Origin of the sequence: Polynucleobacter sp. IMCC 30228, from assembly GCF_021395205.1 — a bacterium.
Taxonomy (GTDB): Bacteria; Pseudomonadota; Gammaproteobacteria; order Burkholderiales; family Burkholderiaceae; genus Polynucleobacter.
On the sequence record NZ_JAJVCS010000005.1, the window covers coordinates 137,576 to 160,745 of the forward strand.

At 42.5% G+C, this 23,170-nt stretch carries 21 protein-coding genes; 16 read left to right on the forward strand and 5 right to left on the reverse strand.

The features are described from left to right. Positions 1-46 precede the first annotated feature (46 nt). A complete protein-coding gene (locus LZT21_RS09905) occupies positions 47-943 on the forward strand; it encodes a transferrin-binding protein-like solute binding protein (RefSeq protein ID WP_233990585.1) in 897 nt (298 codons plus the stop codon). Between the two features lie 20 nt (positions 944-963). Beyond that, positions 964-1,887, forward strand: a complete 924-nt coding sequence (locus LZT21_RS09910) for a transferrin-binding protein-like solute binding protein (RefSeq protein ID WP_233990586.1) — start codon at positions 964-966, stop codon at positions 1,885-1,887. A 42-nt stretch (positions 1,888-1,929) separates the two neighbouring features. Here the strand turns inward: LZT21_RS09910 and LZT21_RS09915 are convergent, their stop codons facing one another. Both LZT21_RS09915 and LZT21_RS09920 read right to left on the reverse strand, forming a co-directional pair. After that, positions 1,930-2,886, reverse strand: a complete 957-nt coding sequence (locus LZT21_RS09915) for a glycosyltransferase family 2 protein (protein ID WP_233990587.1) — start codon at positions 2,884-2,886, stop codon at positions 1,930-1,932. Beyond that, the gene (locus tag LZT21_RS09920) at positions 2,887-3,840 is read right to left on the reverse strand and encodes a glycosyltransferase (protein ID WP_370634820.1); all 954 of its coding nucleotides are present in this window, start codon (positions 3,838-3,840) and stop codon (positions 2,887-2,889) included. Positions 3,841-4,098: 258 nt separating this feature from the next. On the opposite strand from LZT21_RS09920, the gene LZT21_RS09925 reads away from it, so the two are divergent. The 5 genes from LZT21_RS09925 to LZT21_RS09945 are packed head-to-tail and all read left to right on the forward strand — an operon-like array spanning position 4,099 to position 9,480. Further along, on the forward strand, positions 4,099-5,535 hold the full coding sequence (locus tag LZT21_RS09925) for a UbiA family prenyltransferase (RefSeq protein ID WP_233990588.1): 1,437 nt from the start codon (positions 4,099-4,101) through the stop codon (positions 5,533-5,535). Next, positions 5,535-6,836 carry an FAD-binding oxidoreductase gene (locus LZT21_RS09930; protein WP_233990590.1) on the forward strand — a complete coding sequence of 434 codons (1,302 nt, stop codon included), beginning with the start codon at positions 5,535-5,537 and terminating at the stop codon, positions 6,834-6,836. The genes LZT21_RS09925 and LZT21_RS09930 overlap by 1 nt, the downstream gene beginning before the upstream one ends. Before the next feature lie 47 nt (positions 6,837-6,883). Further along, positions 6,884-8,296: a GMC oxidoreductase gene (locus tag LZT21_RS09935; protein ID WP_233990592.1), complete on the forward strand. Its 1,413-nt coding sequence runs from the start codon at positions 6,884-6,886 to the stop codon at positions 8,294-8,296. Further along, positions 8,296-8,703, forward strand: coding sequence for a hypothetical protein (locus LZT21_RS09940; RefSeq protein ID WP_233990594.1), 408 nt, complete (start codon positions 8,296-8,298; stop codon positions 8,701-8,703). The genes LZT21_RS09935 and LZT21_RS09940 overlap by 1 nt, the downstream gene beginning before the upstream one ends. A gap of 33 nt (positions 8,704-8,736) precedes the next feature. After that, the gene (locus LZT21_RS09945; protein WP_233990596.1) at positions 8,737-9,480 is read left to right on the forward strand and encodes an SDR family NAD(P)-dependent oxidoreductase; all 744 of its coding nucleotides are present in this window, start codon (positions 8,737-8,739) and stop codon (positions 9,478-9,480) included. Between the two features lie 12 nt (positions 9,481-9,492). Here LZT21_RS09945 and LZT21_RS09950 read toward each other — a convergent pair whose 3' ends face one another. After that, positions 9,493-10,551: an acyltransferase gene (locus LZT21_RS09950; protein WP_233990598.1), complete on the reverse strand. Its 1,059-nt coding sequence runs from the start codon at positions 10,549-10,551 to the stop codon at positions 9,493-9,495. 105 nt (positions 10,552-10,656) lie between these two features. On the opposite strand from LZT21_RS09950, the gene LZT21_RS09955 reads away from it, so the two are divergent. The 9 genes from LZT21_RS09955 (at position 10,657) to LZT21_RS09995 (ending at position 21,306) form a co-directional block, all read left to right on the forward strand. Beyond that, positions 10,657-11,742, forward strand: a complete 1,086-nt coding sequence (locus LZT21_RS09955; RefSeq protein ID WP_233990601.1) for an NAD-dependent epimerase/dehydratase family protein — start codon at positions 10,657-10,659, stop codon at positions 11,740-11,742. Further along, positions 11,739-12,299, forward strand: coding sequence for a sugar transferase (locus LZT21_RS09960; RefSeq protein ID WP_233990603.1), 561 nt, complete (start codon positions 11,739-11,741; stop codon positions 12,297-12,299). Before LZT21_RS09955 ends, LZT21_RS09960 begins: the two co-directional genes overlap by 4 nt. 48 nt (positions 12,300-12,347) lie before the next feature. Then, on the forward strand, positions 12,348-14,291 hold the full coding sequence (locus tag LZT21_RS09965; protein WP_233990605.1) for a nucleoside-diphosphate sugar epimerase/dehydratase: 1,944 nt from the start codon (positions 12,348-12,350) through the stop codon (positions 14,289-14,291). 23 nt (positions 14,292-14,314) lie between these two features. Then, positions 14,315-14,734: an SxtJ family membrane protein gene (locus LZT21_RS09970; RefSeq protein ID WP_233990607.1), complete on the forward strand. Its 420-nt coding sequence runs from the start codon at positions 14,315-14,317 to the stop codon at positions 14,732-14,734. Between the two features lie 65 nt (positions 14,735-14,799). Next, the gene (locus LZT21_RS09975; RefSeq protein WP_233924969.1) at positions 14,800-14,952 is read left to right on the forward strand and encodes a DUF5989 family protein; all 153 of its coding nucleotides are present in this window, start codon (positions 14,800-14,802) and stop codon (positions 14,950-14,952) included. A gap of 15 nt (positions 14,953-14,967) precedes the next feature. After that, on the forward strand, positions 14,968-16,809 hold the full coding sequence (locus LZT21_RS09980) for a carbamoyltransferase (protein ID WP_233990609.1): 1,842 nt from the start codon (positions 14,968-14,970) through the stop codon (positions 16,807-16,809). 22 nt (positions 16,810-16,831) lie between these two features. Next, positions 16,832-18,088, forward strand: a complete 1,257-nt coding sequence (locus LZT21_RS09985) for a hypothetical protein (RefSeq protein ID WP_233990611.1) — start codon at positions 16,832-16,834, stop codon at positions 18,086-18,088. A 10-nt stretch (positions 18,089-18,098) separates the two neighbouring features. Next, positions 18,099-19,283, forward strand: a complete 1,185-nt coding sequence (locus LZT21_RS09990) for a hypothetical protein (protein WP_233990613.1) — start codon at positions 18,099-18,101, stop codon at positions 19,281-19,283. Between the two features lies 1 nt (position 19,284). Beyond that, the gene (locus LZT21_RS09995) at positions 19,285-21,306 is read left to right on the forward strand and encodes an acyltransferase family protein (RefSeq protein WP_233990615.1); all 2,022 of its coding nucleotides are present in this window, start codon (positions 19,285-19,287) and stop codon (positions 21,304-21,306) included. 27 nt (positions 21,307-21,333) lie between these two features. On the opposite strand, the gene LZT21_RS10000 is transcribed toward LZT21_RS09995, so the two are convergent. Next, a complete protein-coding gene (locus tag LZT21_RS10000; RefSeq protein ID WP_233990617.1) occupies positions 21,334-22,254 on the reverse strand; it encodes an alpha-1,3-mannosyltransferase family protein in 921 nt (306 codons plus the stop codon). A 7-nt stretch (positions 22,255-22,261) separates the two neighbouring features. After that, positions 22,262-23,167 (reverse strand): bifunctional 2-polyprenyl-6-hydroxyphenol methylase/3-demethylubiquinol 3-O-methyltransferase UbiG, encoded by a 906-nt coding sequence (locus tag LZT21_RS10005; RefSeq protein ID WP_233990619.1) that lies wholly within the window; start codon positions 23,165-23,167, stop codon positions 22,262-22,264. Positions 23,168-23,170 lie beyond the last annotated feature (3 nt).

Consider the following 23,170-nt stretch of genomic DNA (forward strand, 5'->3'; position numbering starts at 1 on the left):
AGCTTTGTAATGCCTATTTACATAGGGCGAAAATAAGGAGAAAAAGATGAGATACCTCTTAATACTAATAATTTCAATTATTTTAATATCCTGCGACGGCAGTGGCGGTAGTTCGAGTAGTTCAACAAGCACTACCCCCAGCACACCAACGGTTGCATCTTTTACCACCTGGACGGCTACAACCCCAAATGTACCCGTTGGAATGTCGGGGGGATTTTCATCTACTGTTGATCTAGTTGGGAATATTACGCAGTCACTGTCTAGCGGATCGGGCACTTTTACTAGAGACGCTAGCAATAACTTTACCCTCATTAGTGCCACAGCATCCACTAATAATTCGACTATATTTAGTGCTGCGCTTGGCGATACTTTGCAAAGTAATTTTGATGGCGCTGTTACTACTACTCTAGATAAATCTCAGACTACGATTGGAACTTTTCTCAACCCGACGTATTATGCTTTTAACTATCAAACTTATGGCGCTTGGGGACCCTATGGCAAAGCTACGGGAAGTTCTTTTGCGCTAAGTGATGGTTCGGCCTCCCCAGTAAGTGCAATTCCAATTGTGGGCGGCATAGCGTTTGTTGGAGGCTCAACTGGATATTATGTTGATGCAAGTAATAACTCTTATGTTACTAACGCAACAATGACGGTGATTCTTAGTTATGATTTACAAACCTTAACATTCGCAACATCAAATTCTGGGATCCTAGGCGCTCCGAGTGGTAACGCACTTTCGTTTGCAAATTTAGATCTTACGGGCACACTTACTTACGTTACTGGCACAAATTATTTTACTGGCACTGTTACCTCTTCCAATGGTATGAGCGGTAAAATAAACGGAGAGTTTTATGGGCCTGGAATTAATGAGCTCGGGGGTACGTTTGCGCTTTATGGTGCAGGTGTTGGCACAATGGTAGGAGGCTTTGGCGGCAAGCGATAAAAAAATATAGAATGAAACTAATGAGGCAAATAAACTTAAGAAATAATTATTTCTTCGTTGCCATTGGCGCAATTTTTTTGAGTGCTTGCGGAGGGGGCAGTAGTTCGAGTACCACCCCTACCTCATCCACTAGTTCCCCAAGTTCGCCTACGATTACAGCCTTTACTTCATGGTCAGTTACAACTGCAGATGTGCCGGTTGCCATGACCGAGGGGTCTTCATCTTCCATTGATTTAGTCGGAAATATTACTCAGTCAGATTCTAGCGGTTCGGCTACTTTTACTAGAGATGCCAGTAATAACTTTACCTTGATTAGTCCAACAGCATCATCTGGAAATTCTGCTGTTTTTAGTGCAGCACTTGGCGACACGTTGCAAAGTAGTTTCTTTACAAAAAATACTACCACTCTGAATAAGGCGCAAACGACTATTGGGCTTTTTGCCAATCCATTTACCTATTCCTTTGACTACCAAGCCTTTGGCGTCTGGGGGCCCTATGGGAATGCAACTGGAAGTTCTTATGCAATAAGTGATGGGTCTGCTTCGGTAGCAAGCCTTATTCCCGCCGTAGGATCCTTAAATTATACCGGTGGTTCTACTGGCTACTATGTTGACACAAATAAGTTTTCTTATATCACCAATGCCAATATGATAATTACTTCAACTTTTGACAATCGGACTTTGAATTTCACTACATCCAGCACCAACATTCAGGGTGCACCGAATGGAAAGATAAACGACAATACTGATTTACAGCTAACGGGCGTTATGACTTATGTAACCGGTACCAATAATTTTACAGGAACTGTAGCTAGTACAAGTGGCATGACTGGAAAGATGAATGGGAAATTTTATGGTCCTGGCCTGAATGAAATTGGCGGCACATATTCTCTTTACGGTGCTGGAATTGGAACGATGGTTGGCAGCTTTGGAGGAAAGCGATAAACCTAAGGGTTTTTCCCCTTACCGGCTGAAGGAATTTAACTTTTACTTTTTTTCTGAAGAAATATCATCTGCAATAAGATAAAGGGGCCGTTGTTTTACCTCATTAAAAATCTGTCCTATATATTCTCCGACGATACCAATCGATAACAATTGAATACCCGAAAAAAACATAATAGCGACGGTTAAGGTGGGCCAACCGCTAACGGAATTTCCATAAATAAAAGTATCAATCACCACATAAAAACCATAAGTTACTGCCAACCCAGAAATTAAAATACCTGTGGCGATCCAAAGTTGAAGTGGAATGCTACTAAATGATGCTAAGCCAGCAAGGGCTAGGCGAGATAGTCGACTTATCCCGAAGCTTGAGTTACCTGATCTACGTTCATTTGGCTCAAATGGAAGTGCAATTGATTTAAAGCCAACCCAAGCATAAAGCCCCTTCATAAAACGGTTTCTTTCAGGCAACTGTTTGAGTGCATCAACAACACGTCTATCAAGCCATCTAAAATCTCCTGCATTTGCGGGGATTACAACTTCTGAAGAGTTCATTAGGGCATAAAAAATTCTGGTTCCAAGTTTTTTCCACCAAGACTCTTGTAGCCTGCTTACAATCAAACCGTAAATCATTTCATAGCCATTTTTCCAAAGCAATTCCATTTCCACAATTTTATCTAATGGATGCTGAAAATCTGCATCGATAAGAAGAACAGCATCACCAACGGCATGATTAATACCTGCCATTAGTGCCGACTCTTTGCCAAAGTTTCGAGAAAATTCTATGTAACGTATATGACCATTTTTAATGAAGGAAAGGGCAATATCACGGGTGTTATCTTTACTTCCATCATTAATTATTAATATTTCATAATTAGGGGTTAGTTTTTGGATTGTAATTTTAAGTTGATTAATAAATTGAGCAACATGCTGACCCTCATTAAAACAAGGAACGACAATACTCAATTTATAGGGGTATGCACGATCGCTAATAGCCGCCATTTATTTCTTAAATTGGTATTGTTTTTTTATCAGGTAAATAGGGCGTTGTTTGGATTCAAAATAAATACGGCCGATGTATTCACCAATAATCCCAAGGCTCATTAATTGCAGGCTGCCAAAAAAAAGCATGACAACCAATAAGGATGCATATCCTGGTAAATCGATCCCAAAAATCCACGTCCGAATAATAATATAGGTAGCATAAAAAATAGCAAATACGGATCCAAAGAGACCTATATAAGTCCATATCTTTAGAGGCACAAGGCTGAAACTAGTAATACCTTCAATTGCGAGATTCCATAACCTCCATCCAGAAAATTTAGTTTTTCCAGTTGAGCGGGCATTCCTTACATATTCAACAGTTATGGTTTGAAAACCAACCCAAGCAAATAGACCCTTCATAAACCGTTGACGCTCAGGAAGTTTTTTTAAAGCATCTACAACAACTCGATCCATAAGGCGAAAATCTCCTACATCTTCAGGAATTTGTAAATTTGATACTATATTATGTAGGCGATAAAAAAGTTGAGCGGTCTTGCGCTTAGCAAATGAGTCAGTCGAACGATCTATTCTCTTCGCTAGGACTACTTCAGCACCCTTTTGCCACTCCTTTACCATGATTGAAATGAGGGCAGGGGGATCTTGTAAGTCTGCATCAATTGGAATAACGCAATCGCCTTTAGCTGCATCAATGCCAGCGGACATGGCGGCCTCTTTACCGAAGTTACGAGAAAGCTCTAAAACAATGATGCGAGAATCTTTTTTGGAGCTGTCAATGAGGCGGCTCAGCGTTTCATCTTTGCTGCCGTCGTCAATACAAATGATCTCAAAATCAAAATCAGTTAAGTCGTCAATGGAATTTTTTAGGGATTGATGGAAATGCAAAACCCCTGCCCCTTCGTTAAAGAAAGGAGTAACGATTGAGATTAAAGGGCGAGCTGCCATAGGTGCCATCATTAAACAGTAGTGTAGAGTTGAATTTTAAGCTTATTTCTCATTTATGATACTTTGAATCAAAAGCTATAAAACCTTTATATATAAGCATAAGTAGCGTGAGCGTTAATGGAAGGCTTTTGAGAATTCAATTGCAAAAGCGCTTTTTTATAACGTCGAAGTCCTCCTCGGCATACGTGCAATTCGTGCCGGGTTTTATTAAACTGTGGCTGATTCTCCTTTATCATGGCAATGTACTGATTTGAAAGAATATTTTATATGGCGCCCCAAGCTGTGCCCATTATCGTTGACCTAGATGGGACTTTAATTAAAACTGACTTGTTGTTTGAGTCAGCGAATCAATTTTTGACAAAAAAGCCATTGTCCTTTGGAAAATTGATCTTTTGGCTATTTAAAGGTCGCTCCTACTTAAAAGCCCAATTAGCCGAACATTTTTCTTTGGATCCTGCTTCTTTACCCTATAACCAAGCAGTAATAAGGTGGTTAGGCGAGCAGGCTAAGTTAGGTATACCAATTTATTTAGCAACAGCTAGCAATCAGGCGCTGGCAGAGAGTGTTGCCAAGCACCTTGGAATTTTTACTGGCGTATTTGCTAGTAATAGTACAGTGAATCTAAAGTCAGAGCGTAAGCGTGATTTGTTGGTGCAGCAATTTGGCGGACAAGGCTTTGACTATATTGGCAACGAAGCGGCAGATTTTGTCGTTTGGCATAGCGCTAAACGAGCTCATGTGGTGAGTAATTCTGCAGCGCTAATTAATAAGGCAGCATCCAACGGCAACCTAGGCGAGGTATTTGCAGCAGAGAAGCCTGGCTGGGTTGGCGCACTTCTTAAAGAGATGCGTATTTATCAGTGGGTGAAAAATTGCTTAATTTTTGTGCCTTTAGTTGCAGCACACCAACTCGCTAATCCACTTGGCTGGGCTCAGGCATTCATTGCATTTCTCGCTTTTTGTTTCTGTGCGTCTGCAGTTTATCTATTGAATGACTTAGTTGATATTTCGAATGATCGTATTCATCCGCGAAAGCGTTTTAGACCATTTGCTGCAGGATACTTAAGTCTACTTACGGGTTGGATGCTTTGGCCAGGTCTATTGTTGCTTTCTTTTATATTGGCAATCTCTTTCTTACCAAGTGCTTTCACCTATGTGCTATCTGCCTATTTCTTAATCACCCTTGCTTATTCTTTTGCGCTTAAACGCTATGCTATTTTAGATGTTTTGGTGTTGGCCGGCCTTTATACCATCCGGATTTTGGCTGGTGCAGTAGCGGTTTCAGTGCCGGTGTCATTTTGGCTATTAACTTTCTCGATGTTCCTCTTTTTGAGCCTCGCATTTGTCAAACGCTTTAGTGAACTAAAGACAGCACAAGAACAGGGATACGGGGGGAAGCTAGCTGGGCGGGGTTACGCGCCCGATGATCTAGAGATTGTTTCGATGATGGGTGTGGCAGCAGGATATTTATCGATTTTGGTGTTAGCGTTTTATATTCAAGACAGCTATACAGCGGTACTTTATCGTACCCCTCAAATTATTTGGTTGGCCTGCCCTTTACTCTTGTATTGGGTATCGCGTACTTGGGTGATTACTCACCGTGGCAATATGACGGATGACCCAATTATTTTTGCGATTAAAGATCGCACTAGTTGGATTGTGGCCGCTTGCTTCGTTTTAATTTTTACCCTTGCGTCTTTGTAATGCAAATTTCTGGTTGGGGTCGTTATCCAAAGATAGATGCGGAAGTGAATCTTCCGCGAGATTTATTGCAAGCAAGTGCATTGGTTAAAAGTGATGGATTGCTTATTCCCAGGGGCTTGGGTCGGGCCTATGGCGATAGTAGTTTAGCTAGCAGGGTGTTGGAAACCACTAACTTACAGTTTTTCCATTCTTTTGATTCGGTTAGTGGCATTTTAAGTTGTGATGCAGGCGTTTCGCTATTCGAGATTCTTAAAGTCTTTGTACCGAAGGGATGGTTTATCCCTGTTTCTCCTGGCACCCGCTTTGTTACAGTTGGAGGTGCAATTGCAAGTGATGTCCATGGAAAGAATCACCACCTAGATGGCACTTTTGGCCAGCATGTGATTTCGCTGCAATTACTATTGGGTAACGGCGAGATCGTTCAGGTTTCTCCTACCGAGAACACGGCCTTATTTCATGCGACGTGCGGGGGGATGGGACTTACCGGGACGATTCTCTCAGCGTCCTTTCGCTTGGTACCGATTAAGTCGAGTGAGATTATAGAAACGACTATCAAAGCTGCCAATCTTGATGCCGTATTAGATGGGTTTGAGCAGTTCGGTGCGAGTACCTATACCGTTGCATGGATTGACTGCCTAGCCCAAGATGAGAATTTAGGGCGTTCATTATTAATGGTCGGTGAACACGCTGAAGATGGACCTTTGACTGTTGCTGATAAAAATCCATTGACCATGCCAGTCGATGCACCCAGCAGCCTCTTGAACCCATTTTCTATCAAGGCATTTAATGCCCTCTACTATGCTAAAGCACAAAATGGCCTTAGTACTAGACGCAGGTCATTTGAAAGTTACTTTTATCCACTTGATCAAATTTTGCAATGGAATAAGCTGTACGGCAAAGCAGGTTTTATGCAGTACCAGTTTGTGATTCCTACCTCAGCAGGGCGCGAGGGTTTGCGCCAAATTTTAAAAACAATTGCCGCATCAGGCCAAGGCTCTTTTTTGGCAGTGCTTAAAACCTTTGGCAAGAAAAATGCCAACTATCTTTCATTCCCGATTGAAGGTTATACCTTGGCTTTAGACTTTAAGGTTACTGAGCCCATTTTCGCTCTAATGGACCAATTAGATCACCTCGTACTCCAATATGGAGGCAGACTGTATTTAGCAAAAGACGCTCGTATGAGCGAGACTACATTTAAAACCAGTTATCCCAACTGGCAGGACTTTGAAGCAGTTCGAGAGCACTATCATGCCATTGGTAAGTTTGCCTCTTTGCAATCGAAGCGTTTGGGCTTGGCTTGAGCTTGAGTTAATTCTTAATACCAAGAAATCCGATAAAATAGCTTTTTATGGAACCAGTTAAAACCTTTGATGCCGATGTAATTGTCATCGGAACCAGTATTGCAACCCAAACGGTACTGTTACCGCTACTCAAGACCAATGCACGTATTTTGGTGCTCGAGGGCGGTGATTATGAGCTAACGCCGTTTGGTAATAATCTCACTTTTAGCGATGAGCGGGGCCATTACATTAACCACCATTGGGGTGGCCATTGGTTGCGACAGTATGGTGGAGCTTCGCGGGTTTGGAATGGGTTTTCTGCTCCCCTAGAAAATTGGGACCTTATCGGCATCGAAGGGCGCCCAAAGTGGCCTTTAGGAATTGATGAACTAGAAAAGTACTACCGGATATCAGCACCAGTAATGGGAGAAGATCCTTCGGTCGCCAATTTGACTAAATACAACGTAGCACGGGAATTTGTTGATCGGCCGTACATTATTATGGATCCAGCCCTAGCCTATGCCGATGCTAAGCCCCTCTTGAACAATAAGAATGTTGAATTACGAGTTAAGCACAATGTGATTAAATTTACTTGTGATGATTCGGGTAGCTTCATTAACGGGATATGGTATTCGGTAGAAGGCACAGTACATTTCGCTAGCGTGAAAAAAAATACTAAGATAGTGTTAGGCGCAGGCGGCTTAGGGAATGCGCAAATTTTGTTGCAGCCTGCTGCTAATCGTCGGGTGGCAGTCGGCAATGAATCTGGCCTAGTAGGGAAGACGCTCATGGCCCATCCTCATATCGCTGTAGGAGAGGGCTTTATTGACCCTATCGTGGTGCGTAAACCTACATGGGCACAGGTAAATTATAAAAAATGGTTGCCAGCCTATATTATTGGTGCCGACTACAAAACAAAATTGAAATTACTTAATGCCTCTGTTTCATTAACAATATCAGCCATACGACCTTTAAGCCCCAACGAAGAGGCGGTACAAGATTTTTATCAAAAAAAGTGGCGTAAAAAGTTAGATCTTTATACCCTTTATGCGCGTACTGAGCAATTACCCAACGTAGATAACCGCATTGAAATTATTGCTGATAAAAATGCGGCAGGCTTGCATAAATTGAAGATTTATTGTGTTTTTGGCGCGCGCGACTTGATGTCACTTGATACTACTACGCGGATGCTCTCTGAGCATTTTCTAAAAAATAAACTCGGCGTGACTACTGTTGACAATGATGCTATTTTCTTAAAACCCTGGGGTTGGGCGCATCCCAGCGGCATTACCCGTTTTGGCACTTCCCCTAAAGAAAGTGTCTGCGACCATACAGGGCGCGTTTGGAGCTATCAAAACTTATATCTTAATGGCAGTAGTCTTTTTCCTACGGTAGGCTATGCGAATCCCACTTGGACAATTGCTGCCCTGGGTATGCGTTTAGGTGATCACTTAGTAGCAGAGTTAAAGAAGGGTACCTAATGACGATTACCCGCCGTTCCCTTCTTAAGCTTTTAGCTGGGTCTGCAGTCGGCTATTTAGTGCCTTGGCTTGCTGATTCTGCTTTTGCTCAGACAACAAAAGCTGTAAGCAAGGAAGTTATTACCCCATCTGCTACAGCCATAGCCCCTAAATTAGACGGTACTGTTTCCTATAATGCCGGCTGGGTGATTAATTTAGAAGATAGAACCGAGCTTCTCGAAGTAGAAGCAAAAAAAACAAAATTACAGGAAGATAAAAAAGCCCAAAAAAAGCCTGAACAGCCTATTAAAACTGAAGCCCCTATTACCCCTTCTGCTTCTGCACCCACAGAGCCTCCAAAAGAATCCAGTAAGGATTGGTCTACCCGTTGGAATAAATGGGTTGGCAAAGTGAAGGAATGGTTTTAGTTCGCATTAATCGGCACTTTATAAAGAATTGAAATGAAAAAAATCGTTATCGTTGGTGCCACCTCGGGCATTGCAATCGAATGTGCCCGCATTTGGATCAAGACTGAGCCAGCAAATTTGATGCTCATAGTTAGGGATTTAGAGCGTGCTAAACCGCTGGTAGCCGATCTATTAGTGCGCAGTCCAGAATCTTCAGTAGAGTCAATTGCCTGTAATTTTATTGATCCCAGCGCTATTAGCGATATGGTTCGTGTAATCGCTAAAGCAGGTCCAATCGACATTGTTTTAATCGCGCAGGGCACATTACCAGACCAGCTGGATTGTGAAAATGATTTAATACTTAGTAATGACACCTTAGCAATTAATGGCGTATCACCTTGTTTATTTGCCGAAGCCTTTGCCAATGCAATGCAAGGGCAGGTAAGCGGCAAGATAGCGATCATTGGATCTGTGGCGGGTGATCGTGGCCGTAAATCAAATTACATCTACGGCGCCGCTAAAGGCTTAGTTGCTCGTTACGCAGAGGGTATGCAGCACCGCTTTGCAGCTACAGGCATTCGGGTATCTTTAATCAAGCCAGGCCCTACGGCTACTGCGATGACAGCAAAGCTACGGGAAAATGGTCTGAAATGTGCCCCTGCTAAGTCGGTAGCTCAAGATATCGTCCATGGTATTGAAAAGGGAAAAGCAGTCATCTATACTCCAAAAAAATGGCAGTTGATTATGTTAATTGTGCGGCACATACCAGCAGTTATTTTTAATAAGTTGAACATTTAACTTAAGCAGGAGCTATATTTTTCTCGTCCTAAAATGCGCGCGAATTTTCTCAACTGGCTTCTCAACTAATACATGAATAGCAATTGCTAATACTAATATAGAGCCATAAAATATCACGCCTTTGACATTTTCATTGGTGATTTGAAATGCATCGCAAATAATTTTAGTGATGTCGATCCGCAAACCCCAAATAAGGTAAATGGGGTAAGACAGCTCGCCGATAAAGCGATCAATTTTATTATCTTTAGTTAAGTTAAAGATCAAGGGCATCCCTACAGCCAGTAGTAAATAGAAGAGCCCCTTTTTAAATTCATAATTTGCGGCGATATTAGGAAAGAAAAAAATGAATCCCATTACTAAGACTAAAAACCATTTGCCAATTTCTTGTAAGAGTGCAGGATTCTTATTGAAGTCAATCTTGTCATAAATATTGTATGCAATTGCCCCCAACATAAATAGTGCAAGCTCACTAGGAAAGAAGCGATAGCTCCAAGGGTCATCGAACTTACCGTGCATCAGCAAATAAATGCGGATGATTAAAGAAATAAAGAAAAATAGATAGATGTATTTATATTTCCTAAAAAATAGCAGTGGCGCAAGCAAATAAAAGCTGATTTCTACGCCTAGCGTCCAGGCTTGAGGAATTAACAAGTAACGAAATACCACCGGGCTAGACTCTAAAAAATTCTTTACAAACAAGACATGCCCATCGCGTACGCCCAAAAACATCGCTAAATCTTGGAACATCATGGTAGCGTTGGTAAAGACGAGATAAATACTTAACGCGGTGGGAAGTTCGAAGACATTTTTGAGCTCGCCTGGTTCAATTAAATTAACTACTAGGTTGAAGCCCGCAATGACAATATAGGCAGGATAGAGGCGCAAAAACCGATTAATCCAAAAATCCTTAATAGAGGAATAGCGCCCATTGAGGATCATGGCAATATAAAAGCCAGAAATAATGAAGAATGCCTCAACCGCCACTTCGCCGCCAATGAGGCGAAAGCTGGGAAAAAACAGAAAATGGGCCACTACCACCGAGTAGGCTAAGAAGAATCGAATTAAACCCATAAGTGCAGACTAAAATAGCTTTTTAGTTAAATTGCAGGACATAGCAGTTTTGGACATTTTGAGACTTTCGATGTTTTCCCTGATTATCCATACTCTGAGAGCGGCTTGACTAACTCTTCCTTTTCTACCTCATCGTCTAATTTGCCCTCCCCAGCCGTGGGACGGATATTAGTAACCGGAGCGACTGGGTTTGTGGGCCGCCGCCTACTTGCAGTTTTGACTCAAACCTGGCCAGAACTGGAGATTTTGGCCGCGGTGCGATCGCTGCCAAGTAAGGCTATTTTGGAAGGGTCTAATAGCGCCTCTAAGGTTAAATATGTCGCCCTCGGCGACATTGGCCCGAATACAGAATGGCCTATCCTCTTGGGGGTAGACGCCGTGATTCATTTGGCGGCACGAACCCATGTGATGAGGGAGTCTGCACCTGACCCTTTAGCCGTCTATCGGCATGCTAATACCGCTGCTACCACCAATTTAGCGCAGCAAGCCGCGGCTGCGGGGGTAAAACGCTTTATTTTCCTCAGTAGCATTAAGGTAAATGGTGAAGAAACGCTTCTAGGAGAGGCGTTTAGTGAGGCTTCCCCCCCGGCTCCTGTTGACCCTTATGGAATTAGTAAGTTGGAGGCGGAGGAGGGCCTACAAAAAATCTGTTCTGAGCATGGCTCTCACATGGACTTTGTGATTATTCGGGCCCCACTCATCTATGGTCCACGTGTGAAGGCAAACTTTCGTAAATTAATGGATTTAGTAGCTACTCAATCTGGTACTGTCTTAGGGAATCTCATACCGCTGCCCTTGGGGGGCATTCACAATCAGCGTAGTTTTTTGGCGCTCGATAACTTAGTTGACTTTATACGCCTCGCGATTGCCCACCCTAAAGCTGCAAACCAACTTTTTTTATTGGCAGACGGAACCGATTTTTCTACGCCAGCTTTGATTCAAATGATTGCTAAGGGAATGCATAGAAAGCCACCTTTATTATTTTCCTTGCCTACAGGATTGATGCTTCATTTAGGTTCTATGCTGGGTATGAGGGCAGCAGTTCAACGCCTAGTGGGTTCTTTGCAAGTGAACTCGACTAAAGCCCGGACCCTTTTAAATTGGCAACCACCCCTTAAGGCCACAGATGCGATTGCACTATCGGCACAAGCCTTTTTGGCGCAACGTAAAAAGGCAGTGCAATCAACATGAAGCGTTGCTTAGATTTAGTTCTATGTAGCTTGGCGCTACTCATTTTGTTTATACCAATGTTACTGGTAGCAATCGCGGTTCGCCTCACATCGCCAGGGCCAATTTTATTTTGGTCGATGCGGGTCGGTAAAAATAATTCACTTTTCCTCATGCCAAAATTTAGAACTATGCAAAAAAATACTCCTAATGTGGCTACGCATTTATTAACGGGCGCGCAAAGCTATCTCACTCCGATTGGTGGTTTCTTACGCAAATCGAGTTTGGATGAATTGCCGCAATTATGGTCAGTCCTACTTGGCCAGATGAGTTTTGTTGGGCCTCGCCCTGCGCTATATAACCAAGATGATTTAATTGCGATGCGTAACGCCAAGGGTATTGAGGTTTTATTACCTGGTATTACCGGCTGGGCGCAAGTAAATGGGCGCGATGAGCTTGATTTAGAGCAAAAGGTGCGACTAGACTTTGAGTATCTGCAAAGGCGCTCAACCCCCTTTGATTGCTACATTCTGTTTTTGACAGGTATGAAGGTATTGGGACGTGAGGGTGTCGCACATTAAAACGTGACTAAAAAGCCTCTAAAATGGGCTTAAATTGACAGGATGGTCATGAAAAAAGAATTAGCGGCTATTTTGGGTATGCCCCGTTGGGCTAAGCAGTTTATTGCTATGTCAGTCGACATTGTGTGCGCCTTGTTAGCTACCTGGCTAGCCTTTTCATTGCGTCTGGATGAGTGGCATCGCCTCATTCCTGAGCAGAAATACGCATACTTCCTTGCTGTAGCTTTAGCGATACCGGTATTTATCCAATTTGGAGTATATAAAACCGTATTGCGTTTTACCGGGGTGCATTCAATGGCGCTCATGGGTAAAGCAGTAGCGATCTATGGGGTATTGTATTTCACGGCGATTTTCATGTTTGCGTCGCCTTATATCTATCGCAGTATTGGGTTAGTGCAGCCCATCATTTTATTTTTATTAATGGCTTTAGCGCGCATTACTGCAAGCCTCTCGTTTGGCTTTAATGCCCGTGGGAAAAATGGTCGACCTGTATTAGGCACCTTGCTCATTTATGGCGCAGGACACTCGGGCATGCAAATTGCTTCAGCCCTTCGCCAATCGGGCCAATATTTTTTGGCTGGATATTTAGATGACGGTTCAGAGTATCAAGGTAGTACGATTAATGGCTTGATGGTCTACGCTCCCAATGAGATTGGTCGCTTGATTGACACCCATGGAGTGACCGACATTTTGTTGGCGATGCCATCGATAGGGCGTGCCAAGCGTAATGAAATTTTGGCAGACCTGCGCCAACATCAAGTGCATGTGCGCTCGCTTCCCGACTTAGTCGATTTAGCCCAGGGACGCATAACGGTTCTTGATATTAAAGAACTAGATCCTGATGATTTATTAGGGCGTGAGCCGGTGACCCCAGATCAAGTATTAATTGAAAAAAATAGTCGCAATAAAATAGTTTTGGTGAGTGGAGCTGGCGGCAGTATTGGTGCAGAACTATGCCGACAAATATTACAGACTGGTCCTAAAAAAATCCTGCTACTCGATCACAGTGAATATAACTTGTATGCCATTGAATCCGAATTGCGCGAGTCAATGCAAGCCCAGCAAAAAGAGGGGGTTGAAATCATTCCGCTGCTTGGCAATGTGCGCGATGTAGCCCGCTTAGACAGTATTTTCAAGCAGTGGCCGATCGATACGGTCTATCACGCAGCAGCTTATAAGCACGTGCCTTTAGTTGAGCATAACCCTGCTGAAGGACTGCAGAATAATGTGCTTGGCACCTTCAATTTAGCCATGGCTGCACAAACCTATGGCACTGCTAATTTTGTTTTAATTAGTACCGATAAAGCTGTGAGGCCGACCAATGTGATGGGCGCTACCAAGCGGTTTGCAGAAATGGTATTGCAGGCTTTAGCCACTAATAGTAAAACGTGTTTTTGTATGGTGCGTTTTGGTAATGTACTGGGGTCGAGCGGATCAGTTGTGCCTTTGTTCAGAGAGCAAATTCGCTCTGGTGGGCCAGTGACCCTAACCCATGCAGATGTGACGCGGTATTTCATGACGATACCCGAGGCGGCGCAATTAGTAATTCAAGCTGGTGCAATGGCTAAGGGTGGGGAAGTCTTTGTACTTGATATGGGGCAGCCCGTAAAGATTTATGACTTAGCTAAGCGCATGATTGAGCTCTCAGGCTTAACTGTACGTGAACCCTTAGTCGACCAGCTTAGCGAAACTAATCGGCAGAATGGAAATGCGGGCGAAATCGGCGACCTCTTGGGCGATATCGAAATTGTGATTACGGGCTTACGACCCGGTGAAAAACTTTATGAAGAGCTTTTGATTGGCGAAAACCCTGTAATCACTTCGCATCCCCGCATCATGATGGCTAAAGAAGATTTCCTACCCTGGAGTGAATTGACTACAGAGTTAAGTCTGCTACAAGAAAATCTCGGACGTGATGATTTTGCAGCCCTGATTGCTCAGTTAAAACGCTTAGTACAGGGCTATCAGCCCTTTTACTTAAAGACTTTATAATTGGGAATAATCTTAAAGTGACTATGAGTAAAAATCCCAATTCTTTGCACGGCTCTGTTTTACCGCAAAACCGAACTTTTGGCCTAGTCTTTACTGGCATCTTTTTTCTTATCGCCGCATACAACTGGTTAACGGATTCTGCGCCGATTTATGTTCAAACCTTTGGCGGTTTATCGATTGCATTTTTGTTGGCTACGGTAATTGCTCCAACTTTATTAGCACCGCTCAATAAAGCTTGGTATCAACTGGGCTTATTAATGGGGCGCGTGGTAAGCCCACTGGTTTTGGGTATTCTTTTCTTTATTGTGATTACGCCAGTCGCACTTTTTATGCGTTTAATTGGTCGTGACGCCCTAAGAATTAAAAAACAACACGTTAATTCCTATTGGATTGAGCGCAATCCCCCGGGCCCCAATCCCGAATCATTTAAAGATCAATTTTAAAAAAATTTATCGAAATCATCACTTTATATTGTTAATTACTAAATAAAATTAAAGGACTTAAATCCATGTCATTTTTACAAGAGTTATGGAAATTTTTAAAAGTACGCAAAAAGCTCTGGCTTTTACCCATCATCATCGTGATGGTTGTATTGGGCGGCTTGTTAATTTTGGCAGCTAAGAGTGCAGTCGTTGCACCCTTTATCTATACCTTGTTTTAAGCAAATCGGTTGAGCATGAAGATTCTCGGAATTTCTGCTTACTATCATGACTCTGCCGCTTGCTTAGTCGTTGATGGCGAGGTTGTGGCTGCTGCGCAGGAGGAGCGCTTTACGCGTAAAAAGCACGACCAAGATTTTCCGAATCAGGCAATTAATTATTGCTTAAGCGAAGTGGGTTGCAAACCCGAAGAGATTGACTACATTGTTTTTTACGACAAGCCATTTCTTAAATTTGAACGCTTACTAGAAACTTATTTAGCCTATGCGCCAAGTGGTTTTCAGTCATTCGCAACTGCTTTACCCGTATGGTTAAAAGATAAGCTATTTCAGAAGTCGGTTATTTCAGATGCCCTTAAAAGTTTGTGGGGCAAAAATACCAATTGGACTGAGCGCCTTTTATTTTCTGAGCACCATTTAAGCCATGCTGCCAGCGCCTTCTTTCCATCGCCTTTTGAAGCAGCAGCGATTTTGACGATGGATGGTGTGGGTGAGTGGACTACAACGTCGCTAGCGATTGGTAAGGGTAATTCATTGGAAGTGCAAAAGGAAATTCATTTTCCTCATTCCTTAGGGTTGCTGTATTCAGCAATTACGTATTACACCGGCTTTAAAGTGAACTCGGGTGAATATAAGGTGATGGGCTTAGCTCCCTATGGTGAGCCAAAGTTTGCGCAGCTGATGAAAGATCACCTGATTGATATTAAAGAAGATGGCTCGTTTGCTTTAGATATGAGCTACTTTAATTATTGCACGGGTCTAACCATGACCAACCAAAAGTTTGATGATCTATTTGGTGGCCCACGACGCAAAGAAGAAGCTCTGTTAACGCAGCGCGAAATGGATTTGGCCGCGTCGATTCAAGCGGTTACCGAAGAAGTGGTCATTAAGTTAGCCAAGGGTATTCAGCAGGCTACAGGTCTAAAAAACTTGTGTTTAGCTGGCGGTGTGGCGCTTAACTGTGTCGCTAATGGCAAGTTGCTACGTGAAAATATCTTTGAGAATATTTGGATCCAGCCGGCTGCAGGAGACGCCGGCGGTGCAGTGGGAGCTGCGTTGGGTGCTTACTACATTATGTTGCAACAGCCCCGCAAACTGAATCCTGCCCTGCAGGATGGTATGAAGGGATCTTTTCTGGGGCCCCAATTTGAGCAAGCTGATATTGAAAAACGCTTAGCAGCTGCAGGTGCTATTTTTACCAATCACTCGGACGCCGAAGTTACTGAATTAACTGCCCAGGCTTTAGCCGAGGGTAAGGCCATCGGCTGGCATCAGGGGCGAATGGAGTTTGGCCCACGCTCCTTGGGCGGTAGATCTATCTTGGCTGATGCACGTTCACCATCAGCACAAAAATTATTGAATCTTAAAGTCAAATACCGTGAATCATTTCGTCCTTTTGCACCTAGCGTATTACGGGAAGATGTAAACGAATGGTTTGATATTAATGTCGACAGCCCTTATATGCTTTTAGTGGCTGATGTGCAAAAGTCAAAACGGTTATCGATGAGCACTGAAGAGCAAAAACTCTTTGGTATCGAAAAATTAAATGTTCCGCGTTCGGAAATTCCCGCAGTAACCCACGTCGACTACTCAGCGCGAGTACAAACGATTCATCAAGAGACAAATCCTAAATATCACGCTTTAGTGAGTCGCTTTAAAGCCCTCACTGGTTGCCCAGTAGTAGTAAATACTTCATTTAATGTGCGGGGTGAGCCGATTGTTTGCACTCCTGAAGATGCCTTCCGTTGCCTGATGGGCACTGAAATTGAATTTCTTGTCGTGGGTAATTCAATTATGCGTAAAGAAGATCAAGACCCCGCATTAAAGCTGGATTATAAAAACGCCTACGAACTTGATTAGTCATTAAGGCTCACCACATCGTATGCTGAAGAAACTGATCCTACCCATCATTTTTGCAGCTGTTGCAGCGTATTTATTTTATAGTGCTTATCAGCAGCGCAGCGTTGCTACCTTTCTATGGGCAATCAGTTTTAGCTTAGCTTGTCTTGCTAGCACTACCAGCCTTTTGCGCGACGCGGTGATTGTGATTATTTCTCTAACAGTGACTATGGCTCTAGTTGAAACTGGGCTTGCTTATGCGCCTGATTTAATGGGTAAAAAGCCTGACACTGGCATTAATACCGGCAAAGATAAATCGGTATTTGCCTATTTTGATTCAGCCCAAACTTATAACACCCCAGCCTATTGGCATTTAGGCGAATTTGGCAGTCAGCCTCAGCCCGGAGCATTTACGGCGAAGAAGGTAGCATCCAATGGTGATGTGCTTTACGACACGATCTTTACGATTGGCAAGGATGGTTTTCGGGTAACACCGCAATACGATGCAAATCTTGCGCCAAAAACTACATCTGATCAGTCAGGCCACCGAATTAATTTCTTAGGAGACTCATTTACCTTTGGTGAGGGCGTGGCAGATAACGAAACCATGAGTTTTTACACAGGTGATTTACTTAATGGCGATAAAGTACCCAGCAATTTAAAGGCATATACTCCATTAGTCGTTAAGAATTACGGTATTCATGGCTGGGGAATTCATCAATCATTGGCGGTCTTACAAAGTCAATTAGATACCAAAGCCGATGTGCAAGTGGTGTTAACTGCCCCATGGCATGCGAGTCGGGTTGCTTGCGCGGATTTCTTTTCTTTGGGCTCGCCTAAATATCAATTAGAGCCTTCTGGAGAAGTTAAGCGGGATGGCTATTGCCGCTCCTTTGTGTGGGTAGAGCATTCTCCCAAAGCCTTGCGCGCCTTAATTACTTCATCAAAGATTTTTAATTTAATTCAAGATAGTCTCTTGGTTACCACTGATCAAGATAAGCAAATTGAGTTGTATCTTGGTGTTTTGAAGACGATGGCACTAGAAAGTAAAAAACGCGGGGAGCGACTCGTTGTCGGCTTTATTAAAGCTGATGAAGCTTGGTTTATCGGCACTTATAATAATGACAAGGTTTTAGCCAAGATAAAAGGTATGGGCATCGATGCTGTCGACCTCACATTAGCTGCAAAAAATGAAGACCTTTCTCGCCAATATTATATTCATGAGCTAGATAAGCATCCTACTGCGGCCGCTAATCTTGAGCGCGTACATATTCTTCTGCGACATCTCGAAAAGCCTTAAGTTAGCGGTAATGAAAAACTCTCTTCTCTTTGAGTTCCGTCGATTCTCATTGCTGCAGATTTTATCCTTAGTGGTTTTAGCGGTATTTTTATTAGCCTATTTTCTTAAAGTTAATGAAATACAAAATACCTATTCTTTTCATGGCTATATTGCGACTGATTGGCTAATCAATTATTCGAGTGGCTTTATCCGTCGCGGCTTATTTGGGGAATTTGCTTTAGGGCTAAATCAATATTTAGATATTAATCCTGTTAAGGCCGTACTTGCCACCAAGTATTTACTCTACGCAACCTTATGCGGATCATTTTTTCTGATCTGCGCCCTTAAAAAAATTGGGCCAATCGAGTTAGTACTTATTTTAGCCCCTTGGGGCTTTATGTTTGATCTAAATGACCCAATGGGTTCAGGTAGAAAAGAATTACTCCTCTTTGCTACTTTCTCCATCTTTGCTTTGTTACAGTTGATTGCCAAACCAACTACAAATATTTTCTATAAAAGATGGGATTTTTGGTTTTTGTGCCTAAGCTTTCCCGTTTTAACGCTGATGCACGAAGGATTATTTTTCTTCTTACAATTTTTTATTTTACTGATTTACTTATTAAATAAGGACAGTAAAGTCTTTGTATTTATTATCCCTTACGGCATTGCATTTGGTATTTTGCTGAGCCTTTATTTCTTTTTCAAGGGTAGTTTGAGCGATACCGTTATTATTTGTGCCAGCCTTAATCCATGGAGCACAAATGGCTCTTTAGGGTGCGACGCGATTGAAATACTCAGTAAGCCACCACTGAAAATTCATTCGGGTTTTTATAAAAGCTTCATTCCTCTATTATTATTGACTTTAGTGCCACTAGCGCTTTATGGAATAGCTGCTTTAGGTAAGCCCAAATATCAGCAGTTTTTAGTCTATTCGGGGCTAGCTTTAATACCAACACTCCCTTTATTTATGCTTGGCATCGATTGGGGTAGGTGGATTCATATCTTAGGATTTTTATTTTTAATCATCTTAATTGCTATTAAAAATAACCATGAACTGACTTATAAAGGCTCACGCTTTCTACTCCCACTAGTTATTTTGTTGGCATTTCTCTATTTATTTTATTGGCGAATTGCTCACACTATTGGCGAAAATAAAATTTTTTGGTGGTGGTCGCAAGACTTTTTAGGTTATCTCAATGCATTTAGGCTTCAGTAAATTGTCGACCATAAATGATTCCATAAAATATCGCCCTGATATCGATGGGCTAAGGGCGGTAGCAGTTTTGGCCGTAGTGCTCTTTCATGCTTTTCCAGAGTGGGTGCCGGGTGGTTTTATTGGAGTTGATATATTTTTTGTAATCTCTGGGTTTTTAATTTCGACAATTTTATTTGAGAGCTTATCTGCTGGCTCGTTTAGCTTTATTAATTTCTATTCTCGTCGTATACGCCGTATTTTTCCTGCATTAATCACCGTTTTGCTCGTTAGCCTAGCCTTGGGTTGGTGTATTTTAGTGGCGCGCGAATACCAGCAATTAGGTAAACATGTTTTTGGTGGCGCTAGTTTTTTATCAAATTTTGTTTTATGGAAAGAGAGTGGCTATTTTGATAACACTTCTGACACTAAGCCGCTATTGCATTTGTGGAGCCTTGGCATTGAAGAACAGTTTTACATCTTTTGGCCATTGATTTTATGGGCAGCATGGTGGGTTAAATCACGCCTTGCCCAACCGTATCTTTGGCTATGGGTTGTCGGTGTGATCGCAATTGGCTCTTTTTGGCTTAATGTCGATGAAATAAAACTAGATCGGGTCGCAGCGTTCTACTCTCCTCTAACTCGCTTTTGGGAGCTCTTGATTGGCGCTTTATTGGCTTATTTTGTTTTATATACTCCTAAGTTCTTTAAATTAATACCCTCAAATTGGCTTTCTTGGGCAGGCGTTGTATTGATTTTATTGGGTATTAGCTTGATTAATAAGGACAGCTTTTTCCCAGGCTATTGGGCTTTATTACCGACCCTTGGGGCTGCTTGTTTAATTGGCTCAGGAAGCCATGGCGGGAGGCCTTGGTTTAATCAACAAGTTTTATCTAATCGCATTTTGGTTTGGTTTGGCTTAATTAGCTTTCCTTTGTATTTATGGCATTGGCCCTTATTGTCATTGGCCCGCATTCTCAATAGCGAAGTAGCACCATTTCTAGCGCGCGGCATTATCGTCGCGCTGGCGATCTTACTATCCTGGCTAACTTATCAATATATTGAGAAACCCTTTCGTTATGGCAGCAATGGGAAAATGAAAACGATCATCTTATTAGTGTTGATGATAGCGATTGCTGGCGCAGGAATTAATATTAAATTGCGTGAAGGCTTACCATTTAGAGTCGCCAATAAAATTAATATTGATCCTTTATCTGGTAATGATGGGGTTGCCGGCGTTGATTTAAATGAAGAATGTGGCTTAGGTTCAGTTGATAAGTCTTGGTTTAAGACCTGTTTGCAAGATAGTCGCCAACCGCTTAAGTATGCATTGATTGGCGATAGCCATGCTGAAGCTATCTTTCGTGGGCTAGTGCGCACATCTACTACAAATGGTCGCTGGCTCTTTATTGGCGGGCCTGGAGGCAAGTTTCCAGTAACAACACTGATTTCAAGTGATCCCATTTATGCTAGATTTTTACCAGCATCGCCTTTAGCCATTAATGCTATTGCACAAAATTCTAAAATTGAAGCAGTTTTATTTGTGGCTGCTACACGCAATCTCTTTAATTTAAAAGAAACTGAATTTCTGGAGGATCTTGAGGCATCCCCTTATTTTGAGGTAGCTCTTGAAGCGGTACAAAATGCGATTAACCCCCTAAAGGCCGCTGGTAAAAAAGTTGTTTTATTGGTGGACAACCCCACGCTCGCATTTCCAGAGGACTGCGTGCAAAGGCAAAGCTCACTAGCTGCATTAAATTGGATTTTCCCCAAGAAATTAAATGCGCGGTGTTCCTTAACGTACGAGCGCCATCTAAAAATGACGCAAAAATATAGCGAGTTATTACGCGTATTAGCTAAGCGTAACCCAGGTGTAGTAACGGTATTTGATACCACTGATATCCTGTGTGATGTCACGAAAGGGGTCTGTGGGATGTCTAAAAATGATCGCCTACTTTATAGCTATTCTGACCATATCTCGGACTATGCTGCAGGTCTTATCGGTAAAGAGCTTAATGGCTATTTAGCGCAACTACTTAAAAAATAGTACTGAAGTAAAGTATTAAGCGCGGCACTACACTACACCCTTTTGGGTAAAAAATAGTTGGCCGTTCCAATCTTGGCAAATTAGATTCTGCTTTGATTTCCATGCTTGATTTTGTTCAGCATCTTTTTCATACGCCCATTTAGGGTTCACGGTTAGCGGTTCGCCGGCCATGAGGGCTGAAATCCAAAAAGTTTCTTTATCTCCCCAGACATATTTATAGGTAACGGGATGATTATTATTGAGCTCAAATAATTTCTTAATGGTTTCTGGACGCTTACTCCGATTAATAGCAACGATACCACTATCTACATAAGTCTCGATGACAGGCTCTTTAGGCATTTCATCTTGCCAAATGTAATCCCACTCGATTGGAAAGTTACTCGGCTTTATATTATTTAAACATCTACGCAACCACGCTTGGCGCTCCAAAAAGAACGCATAATTACGAAATTTATTGCCTTTAAAAGGTTGGCGCAGGTTTAATTTGTACATCAATCGATCCCACCAATTAAATTCAAAGACCCAACGCTTTAAATCGCGGAAAAGGTAATAGCCTGTTTTTTGGTATTCGGGATCAGAAAATAAATTTTCTGGGTTTTGATGAAAAATACCATCGGCGTCAAATAACAGTACTTCATTAAACGCAGAATGGGCGACGATAAAGGCTTTGACTTGAAAGCCTTGCCAATGTTTTAGGTCTTGGGTGAATTCCGCTACGTTGCGCCAAATAATTTTGTCGGTAATGGCATTTAACTGTTTTTTGGCATCAGCATTGAGCTCATTGCCTACTTCCCATATTTCGATGGGTAATTGACACCCTAATTCACCATATATCTTCTTGAGATTAAAAAGGGCAAAAGGCAGGTAGCGAGGCGGAATGCTGACGACTAACCCACGCTCAGCTGCAACTGCAGTAGAACTAATAGGAGAGCTAATTTGCTGATCCATGCTTAGCTTACTTTGAGTCTTTGCTAAATAAGTTTTTCACCCAACGCAAAGGCGCAAAGAGGCGCCAGATTTTATCTATGCGTTCCGTCAAAAATTGCACTTGACGCTCAACGTCATTGAGGTGTGCTTGATAGCGACTCGCTAAAATCGCTAGGCTAAGACCGTAATCCTGATTAAATAAAGTATCAAAACGGGCCAATATATTTGTTTCTGCTTGCTTTTGCGCAATCACCGCGTAATCCGGGCTTACTGCACTTAATACATTAAAGAGGCTAACCGGAGTTAATTCATCACGTAATAGAGCTGGCTCTTGGAGGCGAAGTAATTTTGATCTGGCAAAACCAAAATAATCCGTTAGAAAAGTGAGTAACTGAGAAGGCAAGGGGCGCTGGTGAGTTGGATCAAGGTAAAAACTCGAGGTGCCAACGACCAAGTTTTCGGTGTTGGGCGCCTCCAGAATCAGTAGCCCAGCAGGTTTGAGCACTCGCAGTGATTCCTCGACCAGTATTTTTAAGTCATCCAGCGATAGATGCTCGGCAATATGAAAGCCTGATATCACGCTACGACTATTGTTAGGCCGAGATTGTAAATAGGCCACTGCATCACCCGTAGCGACCTTCAAGCCTCGAGCTCTGCATGCACTGAGCATGTCATCATCGAGGTCAATGCCTTCAGCGCTGACCCCGTTTTCCTTAAGTAGCTCTAGCCATTCTCCTCGGCCGCAACCTAAATCGAGGGCTTCAATCGCTTCAGTAGCTGTAGAACTGGACGGAGCAGGAGGGTAGATTGATTTGACAACTTCGATAAAAGGTAAATAGACTCCTAAGCGAGATTTAATTAACTCGTGCGAGCCTCGATGGAGATCCTCAAAAGCTTTATAAAGGCCAATAGAATTCGGATTTTTTGAGTTCATTCG